We start from the raw sequence: 24639 nt of genomic DNA, 5'->3' as shown, positions 1-24639 counted from the left end.
GCTCCTGAAGTGGGAGGGACAAAGAGCCGGAACAGCCGCAGGCGTTTGGTGAGACGGCGGCTTTTCCGGAAGAACCCGAGCCGCAGCACGGCAGGGGAAAGAGCCCCCGGACCGAGTCGAACGGTCCGTGCGACCATCGGGGCGGTAGAGCGATCAGCGGTTGCGGACGCGGCCGGAGACACTGTCGGCGGACACGTTCAGGTGGCGGGCTCCTGATACATCGATATCGCCGGATATGCTGTGAGCGCTGACGTGCCCGGCGGCTCCGCTTGTGGCCTGAACCTCGACATCCCCAGAGGTGGTGTTCAGGGCGGCGCTGCGACCGTCGTACAGCCGGACCTTGATGTCGCCGGACACCGAGTGCGCGTTGATCTGCTCGGTGGCCCGACCGACGCGGATATCCCCCGAGGTGGTGTTGCGCGCAGCTCACGGACGCCATCAACTCCGAGGTCACCGGAGATGGAGCGGAACTCCATACGGTCGACGTAGCCGTAGACCTCGGTATCCGCAGACTGCGAGACGACCGCCAGGGAGGACTGAGCAGGCAGGCAGACCGTGACTTCGATCGGACTGACGGTCGGCATGTCGACCATGCCGCCGGAGACCACACGACCGTTGATCCGGACCGTGCCGCCAACGACGTTCATGCTGCGGACACTCTGAATGACGGTGCCGCGGCGACCCTGCACAGTCACGCCGTTCGGCATCTCCGGTACCTCGATGCCGAATGCCTGCCCGTTCTGCTGACTGCGAGCACGGTTGATCGCGTCGGCCGAGGGCCCCGTGTTGTCGTCGGTGCGCAGCACCACGCGGGCGGTGATCAGGTTCTCGATCACCTGGACACGAACGCTGCCGACCGGCAGCGACAGTCCCAGCACGATCGGGCCGGAGGTCTCGGAGTCGAAAATGCGCTCGGTCATGGGTAAGCCCCCAAAGGCTTGTTGGAGTGGGACACGACGTGCGCGAACAGGCGGAACGGCCGCGGCAGTGAAGTGGTGAGACGCGGCCGGCCCGCGCGGAAGTTGAGGTGGTGCGTGTCTCCTTCATCGCGACCGCGCTCCCGTGTCAGGTAGAGCTGTCCGGCCTCGAAGTAGGCGTATGGAGACGTGACCTTTCGGTCTAAGCCCTCCGGTGAATGCCAAGGCGCCGGGTCGCCTCCCCCCGTCCGATGCGGGGCTCCTGGTCGTGCGGTCTTGCAGGTCAAGCGCTTACGGGTGCAGTCGGCTAAGCCCTTCCGGGCTTGCCGTACTAACTTGTAACAGCATGTACTAGCACGCACCATGGCGCAAGAGGTCGCCACAGATTCGTGCTAGGTCGTACTAGGGGTGGGTACGCTCGATGGCGTGATGAGCGCTGAAATCTCGAAAGACGACCCAAGGCCAGAGTCCGAGCAGGCGGCCGACATCCTGCGGCAAGAGATCCTGCGTGGCGACATCAAGCCCGGAGGGCATGTGGGCTCCGTGCGAGACTTGACCGAACGGTTCAAGATCTCGGGAATGACAGTGCAGCGGGCCCTTGCGATCCTCCGTGAGGATGGGCTCATCATGACGACGTCGCGGGGCAGCTATGCCCGCGACCCGGAGCAGGCCGGCGAAGGCAGCGGAACCGACGCGGTTGTCGACGTTCCCGAAGTGCTGCGCCGGCTCGAACATCTCACCTCCCAAGTCTCGGAACTTCGCGGCAGGGTCGAAGCGCTCGAAAGTCGCTCCGAACCGGGTGGTGCGTGATCTGCAACCAGCATGCGTGGAACGGGAGTTGTGAGGTAAGTGACAGCCCGGGGACGGCAGAACAGGGGAGGGGACATGCCCGGTGACACCCCCCTGTCACCTTCCCTGTCCCCCCGGCACGCGCGCGAGACTCGGAGCAGGTACTCGGAGGAGGGCGCATGACCGATGACAGGCCCGCATGGGCGCGACGCATCGCGGCTGAACGCGCGGCGCGCGACTGGTCGCAACGTGACGCAGTCAGGGCTCTACGGGCGCACGCTCCGACGGAGCTGCCGGCTGAAGACAGCATGATCCGCCAGTGGAAGCGCTGGGAGTCCGGCCAGACACCGAACGACTTCTACCAACCGATCATCGCGGCCGTGTTCGGCACCGTGACCCATGCGCTCTTCCCGGCGCCATCGCGGCGAGACGGAGACAGGGAGATCTTGGCGGCGAGCGGCATGGAGACGTTGGAGATCGTGAGCCGGCTGAACCGGTCCGATGTCGACAGCGCGACGCTCGATGCTCTGCGTATCACCACCGATCGGCTGTGCTCGGAGTACCCGTACATGCCGAGCGGGCAGCTCATCATCGAGGGGCGCCAGTGGCTGCGCCGCGTCGTCGAACTCCACACGAAGAGCCTCACCCTTGCCCAGCACCGCGAGGTGCTCGCCCTGTCCGGATGGCTCGCGCTCCTGGTCGGCTGCGTCGAGTACGACATGGGAGACCGTCACGCTGCCGAGTCGACACGGCGCGCGGCTCTCTCACTCGCGACGGAAGCCGACCATCCAGAAGTCGCCGGATGGGCGCACGAGATGCGGGCATGGTTCGCCCTCACGACCGGCGACTACCGCGGCGTGATCTCGGCAGCGCAGGCCGGAGGTGAGGTGGCGCCGCACCACAGCGTGGCGGTGCAGCTCGCAGGCCAGGAAGCCAAGGCGTGGGCGCGGCTCGGCGACCGTCGGCAAGTCGAGGTCGCTCTCGACAAGGGGCGGCGCCTGCTCGAAGGGATGCCGCATCCCGACAACCTGGACAACCACTTCGTAGTGGACCCCGCCAAGTTCGACTTCTACTCGATGGACTGTTATCGCCTGGTCGGTGAGGACAAGCTCGCTCGCACGCTGGCAGAGGAAGTACTCAGGGCAGGCACGGACTTCGACGGACGCGAGCGCTCACCGATGCGCAACGCGGAAGCCCGCGTCACGTTGGGGGTCACAGCAGCGCGCGAGGGCGACCTGGAGCAGGCGCTCATGATGGGGGAACGCGCCCTCGAAGGGGACCGCCAATCCGTACCCTCGCTCATCATGACCAGTCGTGAACTCGCTGCCGAGATGAAGCGCCGATACTCCTCAGAGCCCGCGGCACAGGACTATCTCTCACGGCTGCAAGTACTTGGACAAGAGAAGCCCGGATTCCTGCCACAGTAGCCGTCACAGTGTGTGCGACCCCGCCCGAATCATGCTGTAGTCCCCGGCCCAAAGCGCGAAGCAGACCTACCCAGAACAACCAGCTCAAATGAGCGGCCCAGACTTCATTCGGCGAGTCTGACGCGTTTGGAGCAACGCCCTGCGAGGGGCTCGAAGCCTCATGCCACCCCGCCATCGAGCCCCACCTCTACTTGCCCTCAGGCGACTACACAGGCTCTGCCAAGGTGCCAGCACTAGCGTCTAAGCAGCATCAAGACCACGAACGGGGGGGTAGTGGTGCGCAAGCTTACGAACGCCCACACGTACACCCACACGCTTGGCAATGCATCCCAAGGTGTGGACATCCCAGGTATTCGCAAACCCTTCGGTACGCGATACGGTTACAGTCTCGGTACGTGTCCAGGTACGACTAGTCCGACAGACTGCGTCAAGATCGACCGAGGATGGTGGTGGGGCCGTGTACGACCGTAGGGAGATCTACAAGCATGCGCCTCTGGCTCTGGTGACAGCAGAGGTTCAGTTCCCGTACTCGCCAAGGCTGCGACAAGAGGACACTCTCGACCGCATCCAGCTCGCGCTAGAGGAACTCCTCCCGGTACGCCGAACAGAGAAGCGATTCACCCTCCAAATCAGCGCTGGAAAGGAAAGCCAGGCCTCTTCAATTGACGTTCAACGCTTCCTTGATCGCCCCCATAGATTGTCTCTTGTAACGTCACCAGAAGCTTTCACCGTGGAGACGACAAGCTATGACGAGTTTGATTCTTTTCTGACCGTCGTAACGAAAGTCAGCGAAGTACTCATTCGAGAAAAGGCAATCCCGGCAGTCGAGCGCGTTGGCCTGCGCTACATTGACGAGATTCGAGTTCCTGAGGCAATCGAAAGCGCTGCACAATGGGTCGACTGGGTGAACCCCAGACTGCTCCCAAGTATCGACAACCCCCCTGGCCCCCTTAAAACGAGTCAAGGGATCGCCTTGTTCGACCTTGGGGATTCCGCGCAGCTACAGTTCCAGTTCGCGGCAGTGAACGGAACGCCAGTAGTCAACAACTCCCCTTTGCGCCGACTGGCAGATTTCGAGCCCGGTCCGTTCTTTGTGCTAGACCTGGACAGCTTCTGGAAAGCTGCTACGCCGGAGAAATCTACAGATTTCAGTATCGATTTCCTTCGGTCCACGCTTTCACGTCTCCATGCGCCAATGGGGCAGGTTTTCCAATCTGCCCTTACCGATCGCTTGCGTGATGTTTTCAGGGGGGTCTCATGAGCATCAGTCCGGAAGTACGCCACTCTGACGAGAACTCGTCGATGATTCGACGCTACGGCCCAGGGTCCAGCACGTCTTCAGCGGCCATCCAAAGCACGGGGTACTTCAAGTCCGAAGCCGGGGTCCTACGCACGCGAGCGGAGGGCCTCGAAGAGGCCACAGCGGAGCTCCACAACGGACTGACTGCCAGCAACCTCAAAGCACGAGCCGCCGTCAAGGCCAGGAAGGGCGTGTCAACACTCCTACATGAGCTGGCCGTTGAGCGCGGCATGGCGTGGTCCGACATCGCTCGACTGGTCGGGGTCAGCGTGTCAGCGGTGCGGAAGTGGAGGAAGGGGGGCGATGCGTCACCAGAGAAGCGCCTACAACTGGCAGAGCTGGCAGCTTTCCTAGATCTCTTGTCCGAGTCGGCGATCGAAGACCCCGCCCAGTGGATGGAGATCAACTTGGCACTGCCTGAAGGATATACGGTTCGTCCCACGCAACTGTATCTGGATGGACATATGATTGCCCTGCTGGAGATCGCAGGGTTGCGGCGGGACCCCGAGCGTGTCATGGATGACATCGCCCCGGAGTGGCGCACCACCCAGCGCTCCAACTTCGAGGTGTTCATGGCAGATGATGGCCAGTTGGCTATTCAGGAGCGCCAGGCTGGTCACTAGGGAGGGCGAGGGGGATACGTGGGAGAGCTGTCCGCTCCTAAATCTCTAGAACAATTGTACGCCTCATGGGGCGAGCAGCCCTCCATTGCACGCCCCATCATGCAAGGCGACGTGTTCGATCAGGTAATACTTCCTGGACTTGGAGACCAACCTCAAGCCGCCCAGATCGTAATGCATGCCTGCAACATGCGTGCCGGCGCCAAGCTTCGCCCCCGACTGACAGTAGTTCCCGTCAAAAGGCATGGCTTTACACCTGCCGATTGGCGAAAATCTGTACGCATCATGCCTCTGCCTGAACTAAATGGTCCCGACAGTGACAGCTATAAGGCAGATTTTCTAGAATTCAGCTCAGTTGCATCAGCAGATCTACCGCTCACTTCGCGAGTGGCCGCGTTGAGTAACGAGGGAGTACTGATACTCCAGCAACGCCTCGTGTATACAGCCACACGCCTACTGATCCAACTTGAGAAGTTCCATGAACAGATGGCCCCAACTTTCACCGAGTTGGAGCTGCAAGAGGACTGGGTCGAGGAAGCCCTTGACGCCGCCGGCGACCTCAACGCCATCGAGAGTGATCAATTGGCTACAAGTGCTGCCGGTGACTTCCAGAATTGGCTGGACGAAGACGACAAGGCAAGGCGCAAAAGCCTGAACGACACGATCCAACACAGCCGGCTACGCAGGGATGCTAGGGCAGCGTGCGAAGCTCGCTACAACGACAAGTAGCCTGCGGAAAAGCAGGACACTTCAAGGGAAGCCGTCGTAAAGCCGACGGCGAGCGACTTCTTGACCAGGTGCTGGCATGCCCGATCCCCGCTTGACCGATGGGGATCGGGGGGCCAAACAGGGGGCCAAACAGTGCAGCCGCGCGAGGACCATCCCGGACAGTAGTGGACAGTCCCGGAGCCGAACGAGCAGCGCTGATAGCGTGGTTGCCACGTCACGAGGGCCCTTGACCGCGTTCGGGACGAAGAGGTCGTGGGTTCAAATCCCGCCACCCCGACAGCTGGATAGCAGGTCAGAGGGCCCTCACCGATCTGGTGAGGGCCCTTTGGCGTTGCTGCGGGTCTGACTGCGTGACCATCGATTCCTGAGTGTGTGCTGCGTGATTGCGGCTGCTGCCTGGCGGGCCTGGGTTGCCGTCCCATGACGACGGTGCCGATTCGGATCGCGGGCCGGATCTGCTTCCGGTAGACCTGCTCGGCCATGGCGGTCCCGGAGTGCCTCGTCGGTGTTCGATCCCCGTGGACATCCCTGAGCGCTTGCGGAGGGCGAGGTGGACGTCGGCCGCGTCGAGCGGCTTGCCGCAACAGGTGAGGAAGAGGCGAGTTGCGTGCTTCACACGTCACCACGTCTGCTCCGGGGCTCTTCTGAAACCCGGGCCCCTCCGTCACCGCCCCGCTTCGGGCTCTGGACCCGTCCTGAGGCCACGGCAGGTTTATGTCACGGCATGTGGCCGTCGTGGGCCTCTTTGTGCATACCCGTGCACAGCGCCCAGACAATGAAGATGTTGAGGGCGACCAGCGCCAGGGCCCACAGAGGGTAGTACGGAATCCAGAGGAAGTTGGCGAGCGCGCCGAGCCCGGCCACGGCCACACCGAAGAAGCGCGCCCACAGCGCGCCGCTGAGCACGGCGCACCCGGCGAGGACGAGGACGATTCCCAGAATGAGGTGAACCCAGCCCCATCCCGCCAGGCTGAACTCGAACACGTAGTGACGTGTCGCGACGAACAGGTCGTCCTTGGCGATCGCCGCGATCCCCTCGAAGATCGCCATCGCTCCACCGAGGATCATCAGCGTTGCTGCGAGGACGGTGGTTCCGGATGTGGGCCCATGCCAGGGACGGGGGTCGGCGTGGGCCGTTTGCGGTCGGGTGGCGTCACTGGCCATGTCGGCTCCTTGGATCGCAGAGCCGTCCGGTCAGCCAGGCATCCCGGACTGGCTCGTTCCCTGATCTCAGCGTGGCACGCCGCCACCCCGTCGGCATTCCGGAGCCGTGGCGGCGATTTGCCTGACGCCCGGTGGGTGAGCTGTCGAATCAGCGCAATCACCAACTGCCACCCACAGATACACAGTGGCCACCTGACAACAGGTTGTGTACGTTGCCCCAATGACCGACTACCGAAGGGGCAATGCCGCGTAGGCGCCCATCAGTCCTGCGGGGCGAGTTCCCTGTTCGCGGCTCGGGGCGGCGACGGTACCCGTCCATCGATCACCTGTCAGGATCCTGCACAGCCGATCTCCGTCGACTCGAACGGGCCCGCCGCTGGCCCGAGGACACGGCAGAAGCGTTCTGGCACTGGAAGGCCCTGGCCCACGGCCCGCTCAGACGTATCGCGGCCCCGGCGACAGCGCAGCGCTGCGGCATCCCTGGCTGTTGCGACCCGGGCTACTTCCGCGATCATCTCGAAGCCGTGCTGCACGCCCTGCCCAAGAAGAGCGCTCGGGAGCTGCGTGCCCTCGTACAGGCTCTCGATGACAAGATCTTGGCGAGGGGCAAGGCCATCCAGGTCGGTAGCGTCGACGAGCCGTGGTGGCGAGACCAGCTCTAGGCCGGCTCCAGACCGGCTCCAGGCCCAGGTGGCCCGCTCAGGGCAGCGGGGAACGGCGGGGAAATCGGCCGGACACGACGAGGCCGTACCCCCAGCCATTCACGCAGGTCAGGATGTGACAGGCTCGAATGATCGCGGCTTCATACTGATGCGATTACACGATCTTCCGCACCGCGGCATAGCCGCTAGCATCGGCCCATGACGTCACAGGCGGATGCCGCGTAGGTCGCCGCGCGAGGTGAGGGCCACCGGTCCCGATGGGCAGTGCGATGGTGCGGTGAGTTCGCTGCTCGTCAGCGCGTGTCCTGGGTCGCCGGCGTGTATTGCCGTTCACACGTACCTCTTCGTCGATGGCCTCGACGTGATCACGCGCAACGACAGCAGAATGGTGGGCCTCGGTCCGAGGCGAATGCTCCGCCCAGGCGGACCGCTCTATCCGACGGACCTGCCGTGCACGGTGGATGTAGCAACCCAGAAGCAGCCGGAGCCAGAGCCGGAGCGGGACAGGCTGACCATCCGGGTCCGGCTCCGGGGCGAGACCGTCATCTGGTCCGACCTGGCCTATCCGGGCTTCGACGGCAGGCCCGTCGAGGAGGTTCGCTTCGGCTTGGAGCAGTACCTGGGCGAGATCGAGCGTGCTTACGCGGCGTTGAAGGGCCAGTTGGTGATCCCGCCCAGTGAGCCGGGGTGAGCATCCCACCGCGTGATGACGCCAACGCACGGCTGTGGAAAGCCGCGCACCCCCCACACGGAGGATGGGGGCCTCGGCGTCACACGGTGACTGGCAGGGATGCGAGGCCGCGCATCAGGCGGGTGTGGCGCCAGTTCAGGGACTCGGTGGGGGCGGCCAGCTGGATCTCGGGGTAGCGGGAGATGACCGCGCGGAGGGCGAGTTCGGCTTCGGCTCGGGCCAGGGGGGCGCCCAGGCATCGGTGGATGCCATGGCCGAAGGCCAGGTGGCCGGTGGTGCTGCGGGTGAGGTCGAGGTGGTCCGGGGCGGGGAAGCGGTCGGGGTCGCGGTTGGCGGCACCGGGGGCGATGAGGACCGGGACGCCTTTGGGGATCGGGGTGCCGCCGAGGGTGAGCTCATCGGTGCTGTAGCGGAACGTGGCGATTCCGACGGGCGGGTCGAAGCGCAGCAGTTCGTCCAGCGCGCTTGCGAGGAGGTGTGGCTCGGCCCTCAAGCGAGCGAGCGACTCCGGGTGTTGGAGCAGGGCAAGGGCCGCGTTGCCGATGAAGTTGGTGGTGGTCTCGTGGCCTGCCACGAGGAGGAGGACGGCCAGTGAGACGAGTTCGTCCTCGGCCAGCCGGTCCTGGCCGTCGCGTGCGGCGATGAGGGCGTCCAGCAGGCTCTCGCCGGGTGAGCTGCGCGTGGCTGCGACGAGGTCGGTCATGTAGTCGGCGACGGCGTGCGAGGCGGCGTCCATCCGGCCCGGGTCTCCGGCGGCGAACAGATCGCTCGACCACGTGCGCACGAGTGGGCGGTCGGACTCGGGAACGCCCAGCATCTCGCAGATGACAGTGACCGGGAGCGGTACCGCGAGGCTCTCGACCAGGTCCACGGCTCCGCGGTCGGGCCAGGTTCCGAGCAGGTCGTCGACCAGGGCGGCGATGTAGGGGCGCAACCGCGCGACGGCACCCGTGGTGAACGCCTTTGCCACCAGAGCCCGTAACCGGGCGTGCTCCGGAGGGTCGGTGGCGAGCATGTTCCGGGAGACGGCCGGATGGAGGTCGCGCTGCGACGGGCGGTCGGCGAAGAACCGCGTGGTGTTCTTCGAGAGCCGGGGGTCGGTGAACGCCTCCCGCGCCTCCGCATAGCCCGTGACCAGGTAGCTGTGGCGCCCTCCCGAGCCGGTGGGCACCTTCTGCACCGGCGCCGCGTCTCGCAGCCGAGCGTAGGTCGGGTAGGGATCGGCGAAGAACCGCGGGTCCTTCAAGGGGTCGGTCACGCTTGCGGGTCCGTTCCCGATGGGGTGAAAGCTGCTACAGATTTTTCTAGTCATTCATAGTCGTCTCTAGTCGTACTTCTTGAATATCTTGGCGATGTGAAGCTTTCGGAGTGGGCGCGTCAGCAGGGCGTGAGCTACCAAAACGCTGGCGGTGGGTGAAGGACGAGAAGATGCCCGTTCCGGTCCGCCAGGCGCCGTCCGGAACGTGGCTGGTCGCTGAGCCCGCGCCGGCCGTCTCTGCGGCATCGGGGCGGGTGGTGGCGTACTGCCGTGTCTCGTCAGCCGATCAGAAAGCCGACTTGGATCGGCAGGCGTCACGGGTGGTGGACGGGGCGAACGGACTTGGCCTGCCGGTCGCCGAGGTCGTCACCGAGGTCGGGTCGGGACTGAACGGGCGGCGCCGCAAGCTGCACCGCCTGCTGTCCGACCCGCAGGCAGCTGTGATCGTGGTCGAGCACCGTGACCGGCTGGCCCGGTTCGGCGTCGAGCATCTGGAGGCCGTCCTCTCTGCGTCCGGGCGGCGCCTGGTCGTCCTCGACCCCACCGAGACCACCGATGACCTGGTGCGCGACATCACCGAGGTGCTGACCTCGATGTGCGCCCGCTTGTACGGCCGTCGGGCGGCGAAGAACCGGGCCGCCCGCGCGGTGGCCGTGGCGACCGCCGAGGACGCCGCCCACCGCTCGGGGTGTCCAGCGGCGCCGACACCGTACGGCTGTGGAACCTGGACGTGGACGACGCCCTAACGGCACATCTGTTCGACGACCCACGGGGTGCTCACGCGGGAGAAGTGGGACGAGTACCTGCCTCGACTGTCGTACGAGCCGCCGTGCGAGGGTGCCTGACAGGCCCCTGGGCGGCGGTTATCAAGGTCTGACAAGCGTCCGGGTGGGACGCGGCCAGACCTGCCGGACGCTTGGCCGGCGCTGCGTCGGACCGCCTACCAAACGTTTGACCGAACGATGCCGCGCACGTGATACCGATCACAACTTGTCAACGCAGTCGAGCAGTCGGCTCCCGTCCTGCGAGCAGCCTTGTTAACCTTGGCCATAGCCCGGTCGCTGGTGCATCCCCCGTCGCCAGCGACCGGGCCCTTTCATGCCTGGGGCACCGCCGCCCGATCGCCACCCGATCGCCACCCGCCGCGGTGAGCCGGTGGGCGATCCCGCGGACGATCCTCTCGTCGAGTTCGTGCACGACGGTCCGTACGGCGGCCAGGTCGTCCGCTGCGAGGCCGTAGAGGCCCACCTTGCTCAGCCCCGGCCATCAGGACCTGCTGCCGCCGGCCGGTCGGCGCTCTTCGCGCCGGCCGGGTCGCCGCCGGGGGCTTTGCCACCTCCGGACCGGGGGGCGCGGTGCGGCGACGGCCGAGGCGGCGTGCCGGACGACCGGGGACCGTCGAGCCGTGCCTGCGAGACGAGACGTGTCCGTGAGGCGTGTCCCTGAGACATGTCCGTGAGGCGTGTCCGTGAGGCGTTCATCCCCTCGGGTACGGCGTTGCGGGCGCCCATGGCTGACGGACCATCAGCCCACAGGACCGTCACGGCGAGTCGCCCGCCTCCCAGGACCGTCACGGCGAGTCGCCCGCGTCCCGGGGGCGCTCGACGCTGGGGCGCGCCCGTCCTCAGCCGTTCCAGGCCTCGTCGTACGGGTCCTGGGGCGCCTCGACCGGCTTGGTGGCGGTGACGTGGAGGTACGGGACGGCGGTGCCGTTGAGGGGGTCCTTGGTCCGTTTCGGGGTGTAGGTGCCGGTGACCTCGATCCAGGTGTCGGGCCGCAGGACGGCCGGGAGTTCGCCGGTGAGGGCGATCTTGACGGGCTGGGCGTCGGCGGCGCAGCAGTTGAGCGCCATGCGGACGAGGTACGGGTTCCCGGAGCCGTCGAGGGCGAGGAACCCGGTGACCTTGAGCGGGCGGCCGGAGAGGGCGCGGCCCTTGTCGTAGACCGCGCGCCCGGCGTAGTCGGCGACGCTCAGCCGGAGGGTGCCGTCGGCGGGGAGGGTGGGGTAGCCCCAGGGCTGCTGCTGGAGTGCCGTGCCGGTGCGCATCGCGGTGTAGGAACCGGCGGCGGGCGGGGCGACCAGGACGAGGGCGAGCAGGGGCAGGACGAGGAGCCAGGAGACCCGGGGTTCGTGATGGGTGTGCTGCTCGTCGCCCTGTCGCCGCGCCCGGCGCTCGTACAGGACCGTGGCGACGGCGGCGGATATGAGGACGATGCCCGCGCCGATGAGGAGGGGGCGCAGGCCGGCCTTGACGTAGCGGAGGTAGAGGTCGGTGAAGCCCGCGTGCAGGAGGGCGCCGCCGGTCAGGAAGAGGATGACGGTCTGGGCCTGGCGGTTCACAGGAGCACCGCCCCGACGAGGGCCGACACCAGGATCGCGAGAGCGAAGGTGGCGGGGGCGAAGCGGAGCGCGAAGGCGCGGCCGAAGGTGGCTGTCTGCATGGCGAAGAGTTTCAGGTCGATCATCGGGCCGACGACCAGGAAGGCCAGCCGGGAGGTCAGGGAGAACTGGGTCAGGGAGGCTGCCACGAACGCGTCCGCCTCCGAGCAGATCGACAGCAGCACGGCCAGGACCGCGAGGGCGAGGATGGCGATGACAGGGTTGTCTGCGGCGGCGTTCAGCCAGCTCGCGGGGACGACCGCCTTGAGCGTGGCCGCCGCCATCGCGCCGACGACCAGGAACCCGCCCGCGTGCATCACGTCGTGGCGTACCGAGCCCCAGAAGGCCGCACCCTTGGTCTGACCTTCGTAGGACGGCCGCTCCGGCGGGCGCATCCAGTCGCCGCGCCCCAGCCACTGCCACAGCCAGCCCATCGCACAGGCCACCAGCAGGCTCGCCACGAGCCTGGCCAGCACCATCTCGGGGTTGCCGGGGAAGGCCACGGCGGTCGCCGTCAGGACGATCGGGTTGATCGCGGGGGCGGAGAGGAGGAAGGCGAGCGCCGCCGCGGGTGTCACGCCCCGGCGTACGAGGGCGCCCGCCACCGGCACCGAGGCGCACTCGCACCCCGGCAGCACCACACCGGCCATGCCCGCAGCGGGTACCGCCAGCGCGGGCCGCTTCGGCAGTGCGCGGACGAAGAACGACGCCGGCACGAACACCGCGATGGCCGCCGACAGCAGCACCCCGATGACCAGGAACGGCAGGGCCTGCACGACCACCGCCACGAACACCGTCATCCAGCTCTGCGTCACGGGGGCGGACAGCAGACCACGCAGGGGGCCCTGCGCCACGACCGCCAGGACCAGCAGCATGGTGAGAAGGAGGGGTGGGTCGAGGTGCCGACCGCGCTGGGGCACTTCTTCCTTGGTTGTGGCCACGGGGGACGGTACCTCCGTAAGGAACGGCTGTGCTGAGCGGGCCCCGTTCGACCCTTTCCTCCCATACGGCGCTGGAGGCCGGGTTGCTCACGTCCACCGAGAAGCCCTTTTAGTAATGGGATCCATTTTCATGTAGCGTTCCGGTCCATCACCTGTGGAGGAGGACCCCATGGCCGTACCCAAGCGGAAGATGTCCCGCAGCAACACCCGTCACCGTCGCGCCCAGTGGAAGGCGAGCACGCCGCAGCTGGTGCCGTTCACGGTCGACGGCGTCACCCACCTCGTACCGCAGCGGCTGCTGAAGGCGTACGAGCGCGGGCTGCTCCACCCCGAGGGCTGAGGGCACGGCCATGACGTACGAACGGCTGCCCGTCACCGTCCTCTCCGGGTTCCTCGGCGCGGGCAAGACCACCCTGCTCAACCATGTTCTCGCCAACCGCGAGGGACTCCGCGTGGCGGTCATCGTCAACGACATGAGCGAGGTCAACATCGATGCCGCCCTCGTGCGCGGCGGCGAGGCCGCGCTGTCGCGCACGGAGGAGCGGCTGGTCGAGATGACCAACGGGTGCATCTGCTGCACCCTGCGCGACGATCTGCTGGAGGAGGTGGACCGGCTGGCGCGGGAGGGGCGTTTCGACTACCTCCTCATCGAGAGTTCGGGGATCTCCGAGCCGATGCCCGTCGCCGCGACCTTCGCCTTCGCGCGCGACGACGGGGCCACGCTCGGGGATCTCGCCCGGCTCGACACCATGGTCACGGTGGTCGACGCGGTGAACTTCCTGCCGGAGCTGGCGGGTGGGGACGAGCTCGTGGAGCGGGGGCTCGACCAGTACGAGGACGACGAGCGCACCGTGAGCGATCTGCTGATGGACCAGGTGGAGTTCGCCGATGTGATCGTCCTGAACAAGCTCGACCTGGTCGACGCGGCGACCGCCGAGCGGCTCGCGGCGACGCTGGCCCGGCTCAACCCGGCCGCGCGGATCGTGCCGGTCAGCCATGGCCGGGTGCGGGTCGCGGAGGTGCTCGGCACGGGGGTGTTCGACCTCGAACGGGCCCAGCAGGCGCCGGGGTGGGTGCGGGAGCTGAACGGGGACCATGTGCCGGAGACCGAGGAGTACGGCATCTCCTCGACCGTCTTCCGGTCCGAACTGCCCTTCCACCCCGAGCGGTTGTGGACCTTCGTGACCGAGGCGCTCGACAGCGGCACATTCGGGCAGGTCCTGCGCTCCAAGGGGTTCTTCACGCTCGCCAGTCGACCGCGTGTCATCGGGCTGTGGTCGCAGGCCGGGGCCGTCGCCCGTTTCGAGCCGTCCGCCGCGCGGGACGACGAGGCCCCGTACGCGCAGGAGTTGGTGTTCATCGGGACGGGGTTGCGGGCGGATGCGCTGCGTTCGGCCCTGGCCGGGTGTCTGGTGGGCTCCGGGGAGGTTCTTTCCGCATCGGACCTCGGCGATCCGTTCCCTGCGTGGGACACGTACGGGGTTGCCTGCGAGTGAGTGAGGGCGGGTCGCGCGGTTCCCCGCGCCCCTGAGGGCCTACGGCCCTTCCGGGCCGAGAAGCACGGGGCGCAGCCCTTGCTCTTCAGGGGCGCGGGGAACCGCGCGAGCAACCACGCCCCACCCGCGGACAACCACGTTCCAGCGCTACGCCCCCGTCCTCGCCCGTCTCCCCAACAGTTCCGCCAGCCCCCGTCGCGTCGCCGCCAGCACCACGCGGTCCTCGGCGCGGAGCACGTACGTGGGCGGCAGGTCCCAGACCAGGCCCGAACCCGCCCCCGAACCCGCCCCCGTCGCCCGTTCGGCGTCCGGCTCTCCGGGGGCTGCCGTGTCCAGGGCCAGGACCCGCCAGGCGCCCGCGCGGAAGGCCTCCGCCACGGTTCGGCCCTCCAGGCGGGGGTGGCCCCGGACCTCGACGGCGGCGAAGAGGAGGACGCGGCGTTCGACGGGGATCGCGCCCAGGATCTGGCGGCCCATCATCGCGCCGGCGAAGGCGGGGGCGGCGAGATGGGTGACGCTGCGGCTGCGGGTGAGGGCACCCGGGTGGGCGGCGCGGAGGGTGCGGTAGACGGCGGTGGCGAAGTCGTCGTCGTAGAGGCGGAGGACGACACGCAGGTCGGGGCGTACGGAACGGGCGTACAGGCCCGCTTCGAGGTTCGTCGTGTCGGAGCTGGTGACGGCGAGGAGGGCGTGGGCGCGGTGGATCTTGGCGGCCTCCAGGACACCCTCCTGGGTCACGTCGCCGAGGATGACCGGTACCCGCAGGCGTCGGGCCTCGGCGAGGCCGCGCGCCTCCGGATCCTCCTCCACACAGACGACCGGGATGTGAAGCTCGCGCAGGCGGGCGAGCACGCGGGTGCCGATCTTGCCGAGGCCGAGGAGGACGACGTGTCCGGACAGGCCGCGCGGCGGCTTGCGCAGGGCGGTGCCGCTGCGGAAGGTGCCGAGGGCCTCCAGGACGGCGGCCAGGAGCACGGGCAGGAGGAGTAAGCCCATCAGGCCCGACAGGAGTTGCAGGATCTGGCGGGAGTCGCTCTGGTCGGTCGCCGGGTCGGCGGTCCCGAAGAGGTCGAGGAGGGTCGCGTACGTCGCCTGGAGCGGGTGCTCCCCGGTGATCACCATCTGGGCGACGGCGAGGGCGAACACGCACCCGATCATTCCGGCGAGGGACCACCGCAGCCGGCGCGAGAGCAGCGATCCGAACGCTCCGAACGCCCCGAGCGATCCGCCGCCCGCCCGGCCGGGCGGCAGCGCGGGTCCCGCGTAGCGCACGGTGTCGAGGACGACGGTGCCGCGCCCGGTGGCCTCGGCCACCGCCCTTTCGTCGGGCAGGAGTTGGGGGCCGCGTTCCCCGCTGCCCTCGGAACCCTCGCTCCCGGCGGGGTCGTTGGTCGTGGCCGACAGGAGCGCGAGCGTGCACAGGCCTCCCGGGCTCTGGCCGCTGCGGCCCGGTGGGCGTTCCACGGCCCGCAGCATCAGCCCGTCCGTCTGGACGACCTTGCTGGTCCCGGCGACGGCGGTCGCGGCCAGCGCGGGCGCGGCGGTGTCGGCGTCGGAGAGGACGGTCGTCGAGGCTCCGAAGCCGTCGACCCCGTCGGCCTCGGCGTCGCCCGCCGCCAACGCCGATGCCTGGTCGAGGAGTTCCTCGATGTACTGGCCCAAGCGGCGGTTGTAGAGCCGCAGGACGAGCCGCAGGCGCGGGTTGAGGCGCCGGGCGGTGAGAGCCGCGCGGATGTTGGTCTCGTCGTCGTCGTACACGAGTGCCAGCGCGGCCGCCCGCTCCACCCCGGCCTCGGCGAGCACCGCCTCGGTGGCCTCCCCGGCCTCCAGAACCCGCTCGCCGCCGTCCCGGGGAGTTCGGTCCGCTCCTCGGTCACCTCGGTCACCTCGGTCGCCGGCCCGGTCGCCCGCCGTCGGATCGCCGACACCCGTGGCCCGGTTGACCGCCGCCGTCATCCGGTCGAGGAACGCGGCGGCGGTCCGGGCGCGCCCGACGACCGGCCGCTGCGCGATCCGCGCGGTGGGCGGCACGACGAGCGTCACCTGTTCCCGGTACACGGTCCGCAGTTCGGCGGCGAGCCGATGCGCCAGCCCGTCGTCCCCGCAGACGACCATGTGCGCGCCGGAGTCGGCGGCCGACCTGCTCCGCCCGCCCGGGGCGAGTTGGCGGCCCGCGCCGAGCGGACCGGACGACCTGCCCGGACCGGTCGTTCCGGCCGGACCGGTCGTTCCGGCCGGACCGGTCGTCACCGGGTCGGCCGGACCCGCCTGTCTGCCCGGACCTGTACGGCTGTTCTGCTGCGAAGGGGTCCCCACGAAGCAGAAGACTGCCCCATCGACACGGCCGGTTCCCCGGTGATCCGGATCACAGTCGGCGGTGTGAGTGCGACGGCGGGTGGAAATCCGTACTCAAGAGGGACGGGGCGACGGCGGTGTCCGGATGCGAGGATGGGGCGCCATGACCGCAGGGTGGGGTTCGCGCACGACACGCGCCGCGATGTTCGCGGCCGTCTGTGTGCTGCTCGCTGCCCTGGGCCACGTGATGATGTCCGGCAGCCATGTCCCCTGGTGGACCCTGGTCGCCGGGGCCGCCGCCACCGGTGCCGTCGGCTGGTGCCTGGCCGGACGTGAGCGCGGGCTCCCGCTCATCACGTCCGTGGTGGTCGCCGCCCAGACTGCCCTTCACTGGGGCTTCGAGCTGGCCCAGTCGTCGACCCCGACGGCCGCCAACAACCCTGTGGGCGCGATGAGTTCGACGGGCCCCTCGGGCTCGACGGATCTCATGCACATGGGTTCCGCCCACATGATTCACACGGTCCCCACGGGCGCGGCCGGTCACATGGGCCATGTGGACCACACCGGGTACCTCCTGGACGGCTCGTCCGCGTCCTCCTCGTCGCTCATGTCCTCGCTCGCGTCCATGTACGCGTCCTCGTCCGGCATGTTCGCCGCGCATCTGCTGGCCGCGCTGCTGTGCGGTCTGTGGCTGGCGTACGGCGAACGCGCCGCCTTCGGGCTGCTGCGGGCCGTGGCCGGGTGGCTGGCCGCACCGCTGCGGCTGTCGCTCGCGCTGCCCGTCGCCGCGGAGCGGCCGCGCCCCCGGGTGCGGAGCGGCCGCGCGGACCGTTCGCCGCGCCGGCTCCTGCTCGTCCATGCGATCACCTCTCGGGGTCCGCCCGCCGGGACCGCTGTCATCTGACGACAGCCGGTGACCCGAGGCAGCCGACACGGCTCGTGCTTCGGGCCTCGGCCGTACGCCGCCGCCACGCGTGCCGTACGGCCGCTTCCCTTCCTCACCGGACCACCGGACACGTTCCCGCGTTCCCACGTCCTCACGTCCTCACGTAGCACGTACGCACACGCCCGCCCGCCCGTACGGCTGTCTCTACATCTGCCTGTCCGTACGGCTGTTTGTGTCGCTGCGTCGTTGTGTCGCTGTGTGCGCCCACGTGCCCGTGTCGGTGGCCCGGATCCCGGATGACCCGCGAAGGACACCAGGTGATCACCCTTACTCCCCCGCCCGCGTCGATCCCGCAGGCCCGGTCCACGACCGACGAGTCCATAACCGCCTGGGCGCTCGCCGCCCGCGGCGGGGACCCGGAGGCCGTCGAACGGTTCGTCGGCGCACTGCACCGTGACGTCCAACGGTTCGTCGCCCACCTCTGCGCGGACCCCCAGGCGGTGAACGACCTCACCCAGGACACGTTCCTGCGGGCGCTCGGCAGCCTGCACCGGTTCGAGGGGCGCTGCTCCGCCCGTACGTGGCTGCTGTCCATCGCCCGGCGGGCGGTGACCGACAGCTTCCGGTACGCGGCGGCCCGGCCCCGGCTGTCCGACGTGGCGGACTGGCGACTGGCCGTCGAGCACGCCCAGCCGCGCGGGCTGCCCGGCTTCGACGACGGCGTCGCGCTCACCGATCTGCTGGGGGCGCTGCCCGAGGAGCGGCGGGAGGCGTTCGTCCTCACCCAGATGCTGGGACTGTCCTACGAGGACGCGGCGGAGCTGACCGGATGCCCGATCGGGACGGTCCGGTCACGGGTGGCCCGGGCTCGAGCCACGCTGGTGGGGTTGTTGGCGGCTGCGGAGGAGGTTCTGGTGGCCGCGTGAGGGTGCCCTTGATCTTCTTCGCCCCCGCCGCCCTACCCGTTCCCATCCCCAGGGGCTGTGCTCCTTCGCTCCCCTGGGGATCTCATGGCTCGGGAATGAGTCGAGGCGGGCGAGTGCGGGTTGTGTGTGGTTGCTCGCGCAGTTCCCCGCGCCCCCTTTGGGGCGCGGGGTGTTGGGGCGTCAGGCGCGTGTCCCCAGGTGGCGCTCGGCGAAGTCCAGTTCCAGGCGGAGCTGTCTGATGCGCTCGTCGACGACCAGGGAGCCGTGGCCGGCGTCGTAGCGGTAGACCTCGTGCAGGGCGGAGCGGGCGGCGAGCCGGTCGACGTAGTTGTCGATCTGGCGGATGGGACAACGGGGGTCGTTGACGCCCGCGGAGATGTAGACGGGGGCTTTCACCGCGTCGACGTACGTCAGGGGCGACGAGGCCTCGAAACGCTCGGGGACCTCCTCGGGCGTACCGCCCAGGAGGGTGCGGTCCATGGCCTTGAGGGCCTCCATCTCGTCGTGGTACGCGGTGACGTAGTCGGCGACGGGGACGGCGGCGATGCCGAGGGCCCAGGCGTCCGGCTCGGTGCCGAGGCCGAGGAGAGTGAGGTACCCGCCCCAGGAGCCACCGGTGAGGACGAGCCGGTCCGGGTCGGCGAAGCCGGAGGTCACCGCCCACTCCCGCACCGCCGCGATGTCCTCCAGCTCGATGAGGCCGACCCGGTGCTTGAGGGCGTCGGTCCAGGCGCGGCCGTAACCGGTGGAGCCCCGGTAGTTGATACGGATCACCGCGTACCCGTGGTCCAGCCAGGCGGCCGGTCCCGCGGCGAAGGCGTCGCTGTCGTGCCAGGTCGGGCCGCCGTGGATGTCGAAGACGGTCGGGTACGGGCCCAAGGCTCCCGCCGGGCGCTGGACGAGGGCGTGGACGCGGCCGCCGGGTGTGTCCACCCACACGTCCTCCACCGCCACCGAGCCGGGCGACTTCAGACCCGGCGGGTCAAGGACCACCTCGCCCGTCGTGGAACGGACGACCGGCGGTTCGGCGGCCGAGGACCACAGGTACTCGATGCTGCCGTCGGGGCGCGCCGTGGCCCCGGAGACGGTGCCTCGCGGGGTGTCCACGCGCTCCAGGCCGCGGGACGCCAGGTCGTAGCGGAACAGCTCGCTGCGGGCCTCGAAGCTGTGGGCGACGAGCAGGGCGGAGCCGTCCGGATACCACTCGGCGCTCAGGTCGCCCTGCAGTCGGCCGGAGAGTCCGAGGTCGGTCTCCTCGCCGGAGGCCACGTCCCAGACGAGCGGCTCCCAGCGACCGCCCCGCTGATGGCCGATGAGCAGCCGGGTGTCGCCGTCGACAGGGGCGAAGCCCATCACCTCCAGGCCCAGTTCGATCGTGCCGCCCTTGGTGTCGTCGAGCTCGGCGACCGTCGTACCGTCCGCCCGGACCACGCGCAGCGCCGAGTGCATCGCGTCGCCGTGCTCGGTGTGCTCGATCGCGATCAGCGAGCCGTCGTGCGAGAGGTCGCCGACGCCCGCCGACTCACGGTGGCGGTAGATCTCGACGGGGGCCTCGCCCTGCCGGTACAGATGGATCGTGGAGCCGTCCTCGTCCGTGGAGCGGCCGACGATCGCCGTACGGCCGTCGCGGCCGAGGGCCAGGCCCGCCGGGTACGACGCGTCCAGGCCCGGGGCCCCCTCCTCGTCCGGGCCGCCGTGGAACGGCTGGCGGCGCCAGACACCGAACTCGTCGCCGTCCTTGTCGTCGAACCACCAGATCCACTCGCCGTCGGGCGAGAGCACGCCGTCCGTCGTGCCGTTGGCCCGGTTCGTGGCCTGGCGCTGCTCGCCGGTGGCACGGTCCCACGCGTACAACTCGTACGTGCCCGTGGCGTTGGAGACGAACAGCGAGCGGTGCGGTGCGTCCTCCGCCCAGTCCGGCAGGGACACCCTCGGCGCCCGGAACCTCTTCTCCCAGTCGGGCATGGACCCGCTCTGCTGCTGCGGGGTGGACCCGTTGCTCTCAGTCATGGCCCCATACTGCCCCGCCCGCACGACAATGTGCCGCCGAGGTCCCCAGCCTGTGGATAACTTCGCTCGCGACGGGTTCGTCCGGGCCGATTGTCAGTGGCCGTGTGCAGACTCACCGCATGACCTCGACGCCCTCCTCGCCCTCAACGCCATCTGCGCCCTCCACGCCCGATCTGCGCCGCACCGTCGAGCGATTCTGGGCCGCGGCCGAGGAGCGGGACTGGGCCGCGTTCGCCGAGACGCTGGCGGAGGACGTCCGGTACGAGCTGCCGCAGACGCGGGAGCGGATACGCGGCAGGGAGCGGTATGTGCAGTTCAACCGGGAGTATCCGGGCGACTGGCACGCCCGGATCGAGCGCATCGTCGCGGAACCGGGGCCTGTGAGGGACACCGAGCAGCCGGATCGGCCGGATCAGCCGGATCAGCCGGGGCAGGTCGTCAGCTGGACGTACGTCACCGTGGGGCTGGAGGAGATGTACGCGATCTCCTTCTTCACGGGGGACTCGGACGGCCGGATAGCCACCGTCACCGACTTCTGGCCCGAACCGTACGAGCCGCCGGCCGGGCGTGAGCACCTCGTCGAGCGGTACTGAGCGGCGGGCCACGCGGGCCGCGGGGGCCGACCCCGCAGCCGTACGCCCGACGCGGGCACCGTACGGTGGACGGCGTGTACCGGTTTCTGCTGACGCCCCGATGGTGGGGGATCAACGTCTTCGTGCTGCTCGCCATCCCTTTCTGCGTGTTCATGGGGTCGTGGCAGCTGAGCCGGTTCGAGGACCGGATGCAGGACCATCGCGAGGCGACCGAGCGGATCGACCCGGCGGACCGGGCGCCGGCCCGCCCGCTGGATGAGCTGCTGCCGGTGGACAAGGAGACCTCGGGCGAGGCGGCCACCGTGACCGGACGGTACGGCGAGCAGCTCCTCGTGCCGAACCGCGAGGTGGACGGCAGGAACGGCTTCTACGTGCTGACGCTGCTGCGCACGGACGAGGGCAAGTCCCTGCCCGTCGTACGGGGCTGGCTGCCCGGCGCCGCTGACTCCGACCGCGCCCCGGCCGCACCCTCCGGCGAGGTCACCGTCACCGGTTCGCTGCAGGCGGCCGAGTTGCCGGGGTCGAACGGCGTGCCCGTCCAGGGCGGGCTCCCGGCCGGGCAGACCTCGGCGATCAGCGCGGCGACGCTGGTGAACCTCGTGCCGGACGACCTGTACGACGCCTGGATCACGCTCGACAAGGCCGACTCGGGCATGAAGGCCGTACCCGCGACCACGCCGCAGGACACGGGGCTCGACCTCAAGGCCTTCCAGAACCTCGGCTACACCGGCGAGTGGTTCGTCTTCGCCGGCTTCGTCGTCTTCATGTGGTTCCGCCTGGTCCGCCGCGAGGTCGAGTTCATCCGGGACGCGGAACTGGGCCTGGACCAGGACGACGACCGGCCGGGTGAGAACGGGCCGAACGAAGGCCGCCCGGACGAGGCCCTCTCCCGGGAAGCCGAGCCGGCCAAGTAGGACCGGCGAACCACCACGCGCCACCCGAACCACCACGCGCCGCCGTACCCCGGCGAGCACCGCGCGGGCCGGCGGTGCTCCTCCGGGAGGCGTCGGGTCAGACGGCTGTCAGCAGGCCCGTGCGGTAGACCACGCCCGCGCAGGCGTTGCTGACGGCTGTCGTGAAGGTGGCGATGCCGCCCTCGGCGGTGTGGGAGACGAGGACACTGCCGTCGACGACGCCGTCCTCGGTGAAGAGCTGGGTGGAGATGGAGTTGGAGCCTTCGGTGGTGGTGCCGGGGGTCGCCTCCCCCGTGGGCGTCGGGTCCGTGGAGGGGTCCGTGCCGCCGGTGCCGCCATCGGTCGTACCGCCGCTGGTGGTGGGGCAGGGCTCGGAGGGCACCCAGGCGAACTTCACCTCGTACGCGGCTCCCGGTGCCAGCATCAGCTGGGTCACCGACAGCGACGGATCGGGCAGTCCGGCCGCCACGTCGCCCGCGACATGGTTCGCCACGGTGATCTTCGCCTGGTCCGCGGCACCCTGCGGGGTGGTGACCACGCCGCCCGCGCCGCTGACCGTACAACTCGTGCCGGAGATGTTGGAGACGCGGAACGTGCCGTAGACGGCGCCGCTGGAGTCCGGTGCACCCACACTGGCGGCGCCGCCGAGCTGGACCGACGTACACAGGGTGGAGACATCGGTCGTGGGCGTCGGCTGGGCGCCGCCCGTGGAGCCCTTGTTCTCGCCCTTGCCCTTGTCGCCCTTGTCCTTGGTGCTGTCCTTGCCGGTGTCCTTGGAGCCTCCGGTGGAGCCGCCCGAGGAACTGTGCCCGCCGGTCTGTCCCTTGGACTGGCCGCCGCTCCCCTGTGTCTGCGAGCCATTGCCCATGTTGGAGGTGTTGAGGTCGGAGCCGGTGGAGTTGGAGACGTGGACGAGGGCGGGGATCGCCGTGCCGATGAAGAGCGCGGCGGCGGCCATGCCGACGACGGCCTGCCGCTTGCGAGCCCGCCTCGCCGGTACCGCCCGCCGCAGGTGCTCCAGCGTGCCGTCCCTGGGCTCTATCTCCGACACCGCGTGCTGCAGCAGATTGCGCAGCACCAGCTCGTCGTCCGGCTCGAACCCACCGGTCCCCTTCGGCCCCGAGCCGTCCGGCCCTGAGCCGTTCGAACCCGAGCCGCCGGAGCCCACACCGCCCGACCACAGGTCCGCCGAGCGCAGCGCGCCGAAGCGCGGCTCGTCGACATCCGGCTCGGCCGTACCCGAGGAGTCCGGAGACGAGGAGCCCGGAGACGAGGCGTCCGCACCCGAGGAGCCCGAAGACGAGGAGCCCGGAGACGAGGCGTCCGCACCCGAGGAGCCCGAAGACGAGGAGCCCGAAGACGAGGCGTCCGCACCCGAGGCGTCTTCACCCGAGGCGTCCGCATCCGGATCCACATCAGCCGAATTCAGGTCGGCCGACCGCGACTCACCTGATCGCGACTCACCCGGCCGCGACTCACCCGACGGCGAGTCATCCAACGCCGAGTCGTCCAACGGCAGGTCACCCGAAGGCGAGTCCTCCGAGCTCGAATCGTCCGAAAGCAGGTCTTCCGAAGGCGAGTCCTCCGAACGCGGGCCGTCCGGCCGCGAGTCGTCCGGAGTGCGGCCTTCGAGATGCCGGCCCTTGGGGTGGGGGCCGTGTTCTTCGGGGCCGTGATTCACAGTTCCGTTCCCAGCGTGCGATTGCGTTTCTTCGTGCTCTGCGTGCTGTTCGCGCTCTTCGTGCCTTTCGAGCCCGCGTCCCCCGACGCACTCGTCCGGCTCGCGCTGTTCCGCGGGTTCGTCCCCGCGTTCGTCCCCGCGCTCCTCGGCGCGTTCGTCGTCGTCCCGGCGTCCCCAGGAGGCACGCCTTTGGGCGTGGAGCTCATCCCGCCCGTCGCGCCTGTCGGATCCGTCGTTCTTGCCGTGCGTGCTCATGCCGACGCCTCCATGGCGACACGCAGCGCCGCGATGCCCCGGGAGCCGTACGCCTTGACCGAGCCCAGCGATATGCCGAGGGTCTCGGCGACCTGGGCCTCGGTCATGTCGGCGAAGTAGCGCAGCACGAGGACCTCGCGCTGGCGGCGCTGCAGCCCCTTCATCGCCTTGATGAGGGAGTCGCGCTCCAGCAGGTCGTACGCGCCCTCCTCCGCGCTCGCCATGTCGGGCATCGGCTTCGACAGCAGCTTCAGACCGAGGATGCGGCGGCGCAGGGCGGAGCGCGAGAGGTTCACGACCGTCTGACGCAGGTAGGCGAGCGTCTTCTCCGGTTCACGGACGCGCTTGCGCGCCGAGTGCACGCGGATGAACGCCTCCTGGACGACGTCCTCGCAGGAGGCGGTGTCGTCGAGGAGGAGCGCCGCGAGCCCGAGAAGCGAGCGGTAGTGGGCGCGATAGGTCTCGGTGAGATGGTCGACCGTCGTGCCGGAGGCCGGCACCGTCGACGTGTCGTCCGCGCCGTCGCGCTGGTTGGGTATGCGGGTCGGCCGCGCCGCGGGCATCGGCGCGATCACCGGCATGCCGCCGGCCGAACCGGGCAAGCGGGGACGGCGGGGTGGACGAAGGGTGGTGCCCCTCGTCTGTACCGCGGTGAATTCGAGTACCTCTGCCACGCCTGTTGGACCCGTATCCCCCCGTGGGGGT

23 protein-coding genes and 1 pseudogene are annotated in these 24639 nt (G+C 69.1%); 14 read left to right on the top strand and 10 right to left on the bottom strand.

The genetic code is table 11. The annotated features are described in order from the left end of the window. Nucleotides 1-153: 153 nt before the first annotated feature. The gene (locus OG858_RS25605; protein WP_256960405.1) at nt 154-357 is read right to left on the bottom strand and encodes a DUF4097 domain-containing protein; all 204 of its coding nucleotides are present in this window, start codon (nt 355-357) and stop codon (nt 154-156) included. Continuing rightward, nucleotides 306-920 (bottom strand): hypothetical protein, encoded by a 615-nt coding sequence (locus OG858_RS25600; RefSeq protein WP_256960404.1) that lies wholly within the window; start codon nt 918-920, stop codon nt 306-308. Before OG858_RS25600 ends, OG858_RS25605 begins: the two co-directional genes overlap by 52 nt. Before the next feature lie 426 nt (nt 921-1346). Between OG858_RS25600 and OG858_RS25595 the strand changes: the two genes are divergently transcribed. From OG858_RS25595 to OG858_RS25575, 5 genes are all read left to right on the top strand, one after another. Next, nucleotides 1347-1727: a GntR family transcriptional regulator gene (locus OG858_RS25595; RefSeq protein WP_143677191.1), complete on the top strand. Its 381-nt coding sequence runs from the start codon at nt 1347-1349 to the stop codon at nt 1725-1727. 158 nt (nt 1728-1885) lie between these two features. Continuing rightward, a complete protein-coding gene (locus OG858_RS25590) occupies nt 1886-3133 on the top strand; it encodes a hypothetical protein (protein ID WP_086748401.1) in 1248 nt (415 codons plus the stop codon). A 457-nt stretch (nt 3134-3590) separates the two neighbouring features. Then, the gene (locus OG858_RS25585) at nt 3591-4394 is read left to right on the top strand and encodes a TIGR04255 family protein (protein WP_179200976.1); all 804 of its coding nucleotides are present in this window, start codon (nt 3591-3593) and stop codon (nt 4392-4394) included. Continuing rightward, nucleotides 4391-5056 (top strand): helix-turn-helix domain-containing protein, encoded by a 666-nt coding sequence (locus OG858_RS25580; RefSeq protein ID WP_143677190.1) that lies wholly within the window; start codon nt 4391-4393, stop codon nt 5054-5056. The genes OG858_RS25585 and OG858_RS25580 overlap by 4 nt, the downstream gene beginning before the upstream one ends. Nucleotides 5057-5074: 18 nt before the next feature. Continuing rightward, the gene (locus OG858_RS25575) at nt 5075-5782 is read left to right on the top strand and encodes a hypothetical protein (RefSeq protein WP_143677189.1); all 708 of its coding nucleotides are present in this window, start codon (nt 5075-5077) and stop codon (nt 5780-5782) included. A gap of 717 nt (nt 5783-6499) precedes the next feature. Here the strand turns inward: OG858_RS25575 and OG858_RS25570 are convergent. Further along, a complete protein-coding gene (locus OG858_RS25570; protein ID WP_408059429.1) occupies nt 6500-6946 on the bottom strand; it encodes a DUF7144 family membrane protein in 447 nt (148 codons plus the stop codon). Nucleotides 6947-7188: 242 nt separating this feature from the next. On the opposite strand from OG858_RS25570, the gene OG858_RS25565 reads away from it, so the two are divergent. Beyond that, nucleotides 7189-7608, top strand: a complete 420-nt coding sequence (locus OG858_RS25565) for a hypothetical protein (RefSeq protein ID WP_319267327.1) — start codon at nt 7189-7191, stop codon at nt 7606-7608. A gap of 457 nt (nt 7609-8065) precedes the next feature. After that, nucleotides 8066-8299: a hypothetical protein gene (locus OG858_RS25560; protein ID WP_218779621.1), complete on the top strand. Its 234-nt coding sequence runs from the start codon at nt 8066-8068 to the stop codon at nt 8297-8299. A gap of 79 nt (nt 8300-8378) precedes the next feature. On the opposite strand, the gene OG858_RS25555 is transcribed toward OG858_RS25560, so the two are convergent. Then, nucleotides 8379-9557, bottom strand: coding sequence for a cytochrome P450 family protein (locus OG858_RS25555; protein ID WP_319318962.1), 1179 nt, complete (start codon nt 9555-9557; stop codon nt 8379-8381). Nucleotides 9558-9653: 96 nt separating this feature from the next. On the opposite strand from OG858_RS25555, the pseudogene OG858_RS25550 reads away from it, so the two are divergent. Continuing rightward, nucleotides 9654-10207: pseudogene (locus tag OG858_RS25550) on the top strand (IS607 family transposase); the annotation flags it as partial. Between the two features lie 974 nt (nt 10208-11181). Here OG858_RS25550 and OG858_RS25545 read toward each other — a convergent pair. Continuing rightward, nucleotides 11182-11898 carry a TIGR03943 family putative permease subunit gene (locus OG858_RS25545; RefSeq protein WP_086750096.1) on the bottom strand — a complete coding sequence of 239 codons (717 nt, stop codon included), beginning with the start codon at nt 11896-11898 and terminating at the stop codon, nt 11182-11184. Next, on the bottom strand, nt 11895-12878 hold the full coding sequence (locus OG858_RS25540) for a permease (RefSeq protein ID WP_319267330.1): 984 nt from the start codon (nt 12876-12878) through the stop codon (nt 11895-11897). Before OG858_RS25540 ends, OG858_RS25545 begins: the two co-directional genes overlap by 4 nt. A gap of 169 nt (nt 12879-13047) precedes the next feature. Here OG858_RS25540 and rpmF point away from each other — a divergent pair, with 169 nt between their 5' ends. Both rpmF and OG858_RS25530 read left to right on the top strand, forming a co-directional pair. Beyond that, nucleotides 13048-13218 carry a 50S ribosomal protein L32 gene (gene rpmF / locus OG858_RS25535; protein ID WP_046708854.1) on the top strand — a complete coding sequence of 57 codons (171 nt, stop codon included), beginning with the start codon at nt 13048-13050 and terminating at the stop codon, nt 13216-13218. Nucleotides 13219-13228: 10 nt separating this feature from the next. Next, complete coding sequence (locus tag OG858_RS25530) at nt 13229-14374, top strand: GTP-binding protein (protein WP_086750094.1); 1146 nt, start codon at nt 13229-13231, stop codon at nt 14372-14374. Nucleotides 14375-14521: 147 nt separating this feature from the next. On the opposite strand, the gene OG858_RS25525 is transcribed toward OG858_RS25530, so the two are convergent. After that, nucleotides 14522-16489, bottom strand: coding sequence for an NAD-binding protein (locus OG858_RS25525; protein ID WP_319267397.1), 1968 nt, complete (start codon nt 16487-16489; stop codon nt 14522-14524). A gap of 343 nt (nt 16490-16832) precedes the next feature. On the opposite strand from OG858_RS25525, the gene OG858_RS25520 reads away from it, so the two are divergent. Next, complete coding sequence (locus OG858_RS25520) at nt 16833-17573, top strand: hypothetical protein (RefSeq protein WP_179201189.1); 741 nt, start codon at nt 16833-16835, stop codon at nt 17571-17573. 278 nt (nt 17574-17851) lie between these two features. Beyond that, entirely contained in the window at nt 17852-18481 is a 630-nt protein-coding gene (locus tag OG858_RS25515; RefSeq protein ID WP_086750091.1) for a sigma-70 family RNA polymerase sigma factor, read from the top strand. A gap of 180 nt (nt 18482-18661) precedes the next feature. Here OG858_RS25515 and OG858_RS25510 read toward each other — a convergent pair whose 3' ends face one another. Then, nucleotides 18662-20491 (bottom strand): S9 family peptidase, encoded by a 1830-nt coding sequence (locus tag OG858_RS25510; protein WP_086750090.1) that lies wholly within the window; start codon nt 20489-20491, stop codon nt 18662-18664. A 119-nt stretch (nt 20492-20610) separates the two neighbouring features. On the opposite strand from OG858_RS25510, the gene OG858_RS25505 reads away from it, so the two are divergent. After that, entirely contained in the window at nt 20611-21084 is a 474-nt protein-coding gene (locus OG858_RS25505; RefSeq protein ID WP_327748571.1) for a nuclear transport factor 2 family protein, read from the top strand. Between the two features lie 74 nt (nt 21085-21158). Next, nucleotides 21159-21998 (top strand): SURF1 family protein, encoded by an 840-nt coding sequence (locus OG858_RS25500; RefSeq protein WP_086750098.1) that lies wholly within the window; start codon nt 21159-21161, stop codon nt 21996-21998. A 97-nt stretch (nt 21999-22095) separates the two neighbouring features. On the opposite strand, the gene OG858_RS25495 is transcribed toward OG858_RS25500, so the two are convergent. Both OG858_RS25495 and OG858_RS25490 read right to left on the bottom strand, forming a co-directional pair. Next, nucleotides 22096-23412: a hypothetical protein gene (locus OG858_RS25495; protein WP_328544412.1), complete on the bottom strand. Its 1317-nt coding sequence runs from the start codon at nt 23410-23412 to the stop codon at nt 22096-22098. Nucleotides 23413-23930: 518 nt separating this feature from the next. Then, nucleotides 23931-24608 (bottom strand): SigE family RNA polymerase sigma factor, encoded by a 678-nt coding sequence (locus OG858_RS25490; protein ID WP_078935469.1) that lies wholly within the window; start codon nt 24606-24608, stop codon nt 23931-23933. Between the last annotated feature and the right edge of the window lie 31 nt (nt 24609-24639).

The sequence above is a fragment of the Streptomyces europaeiscabiei genome, assembly GCF_036346855.1.
Lineage (GTDB): Bacteria > Actinomycetota > Actinomycetes > Streptomycetales > Streptomycetaceae > Streptomyces > Streptomyces europaeiscabiei.
This window is presented reverse-complemented; position numbering and strand designations above follow the sequence as displayed.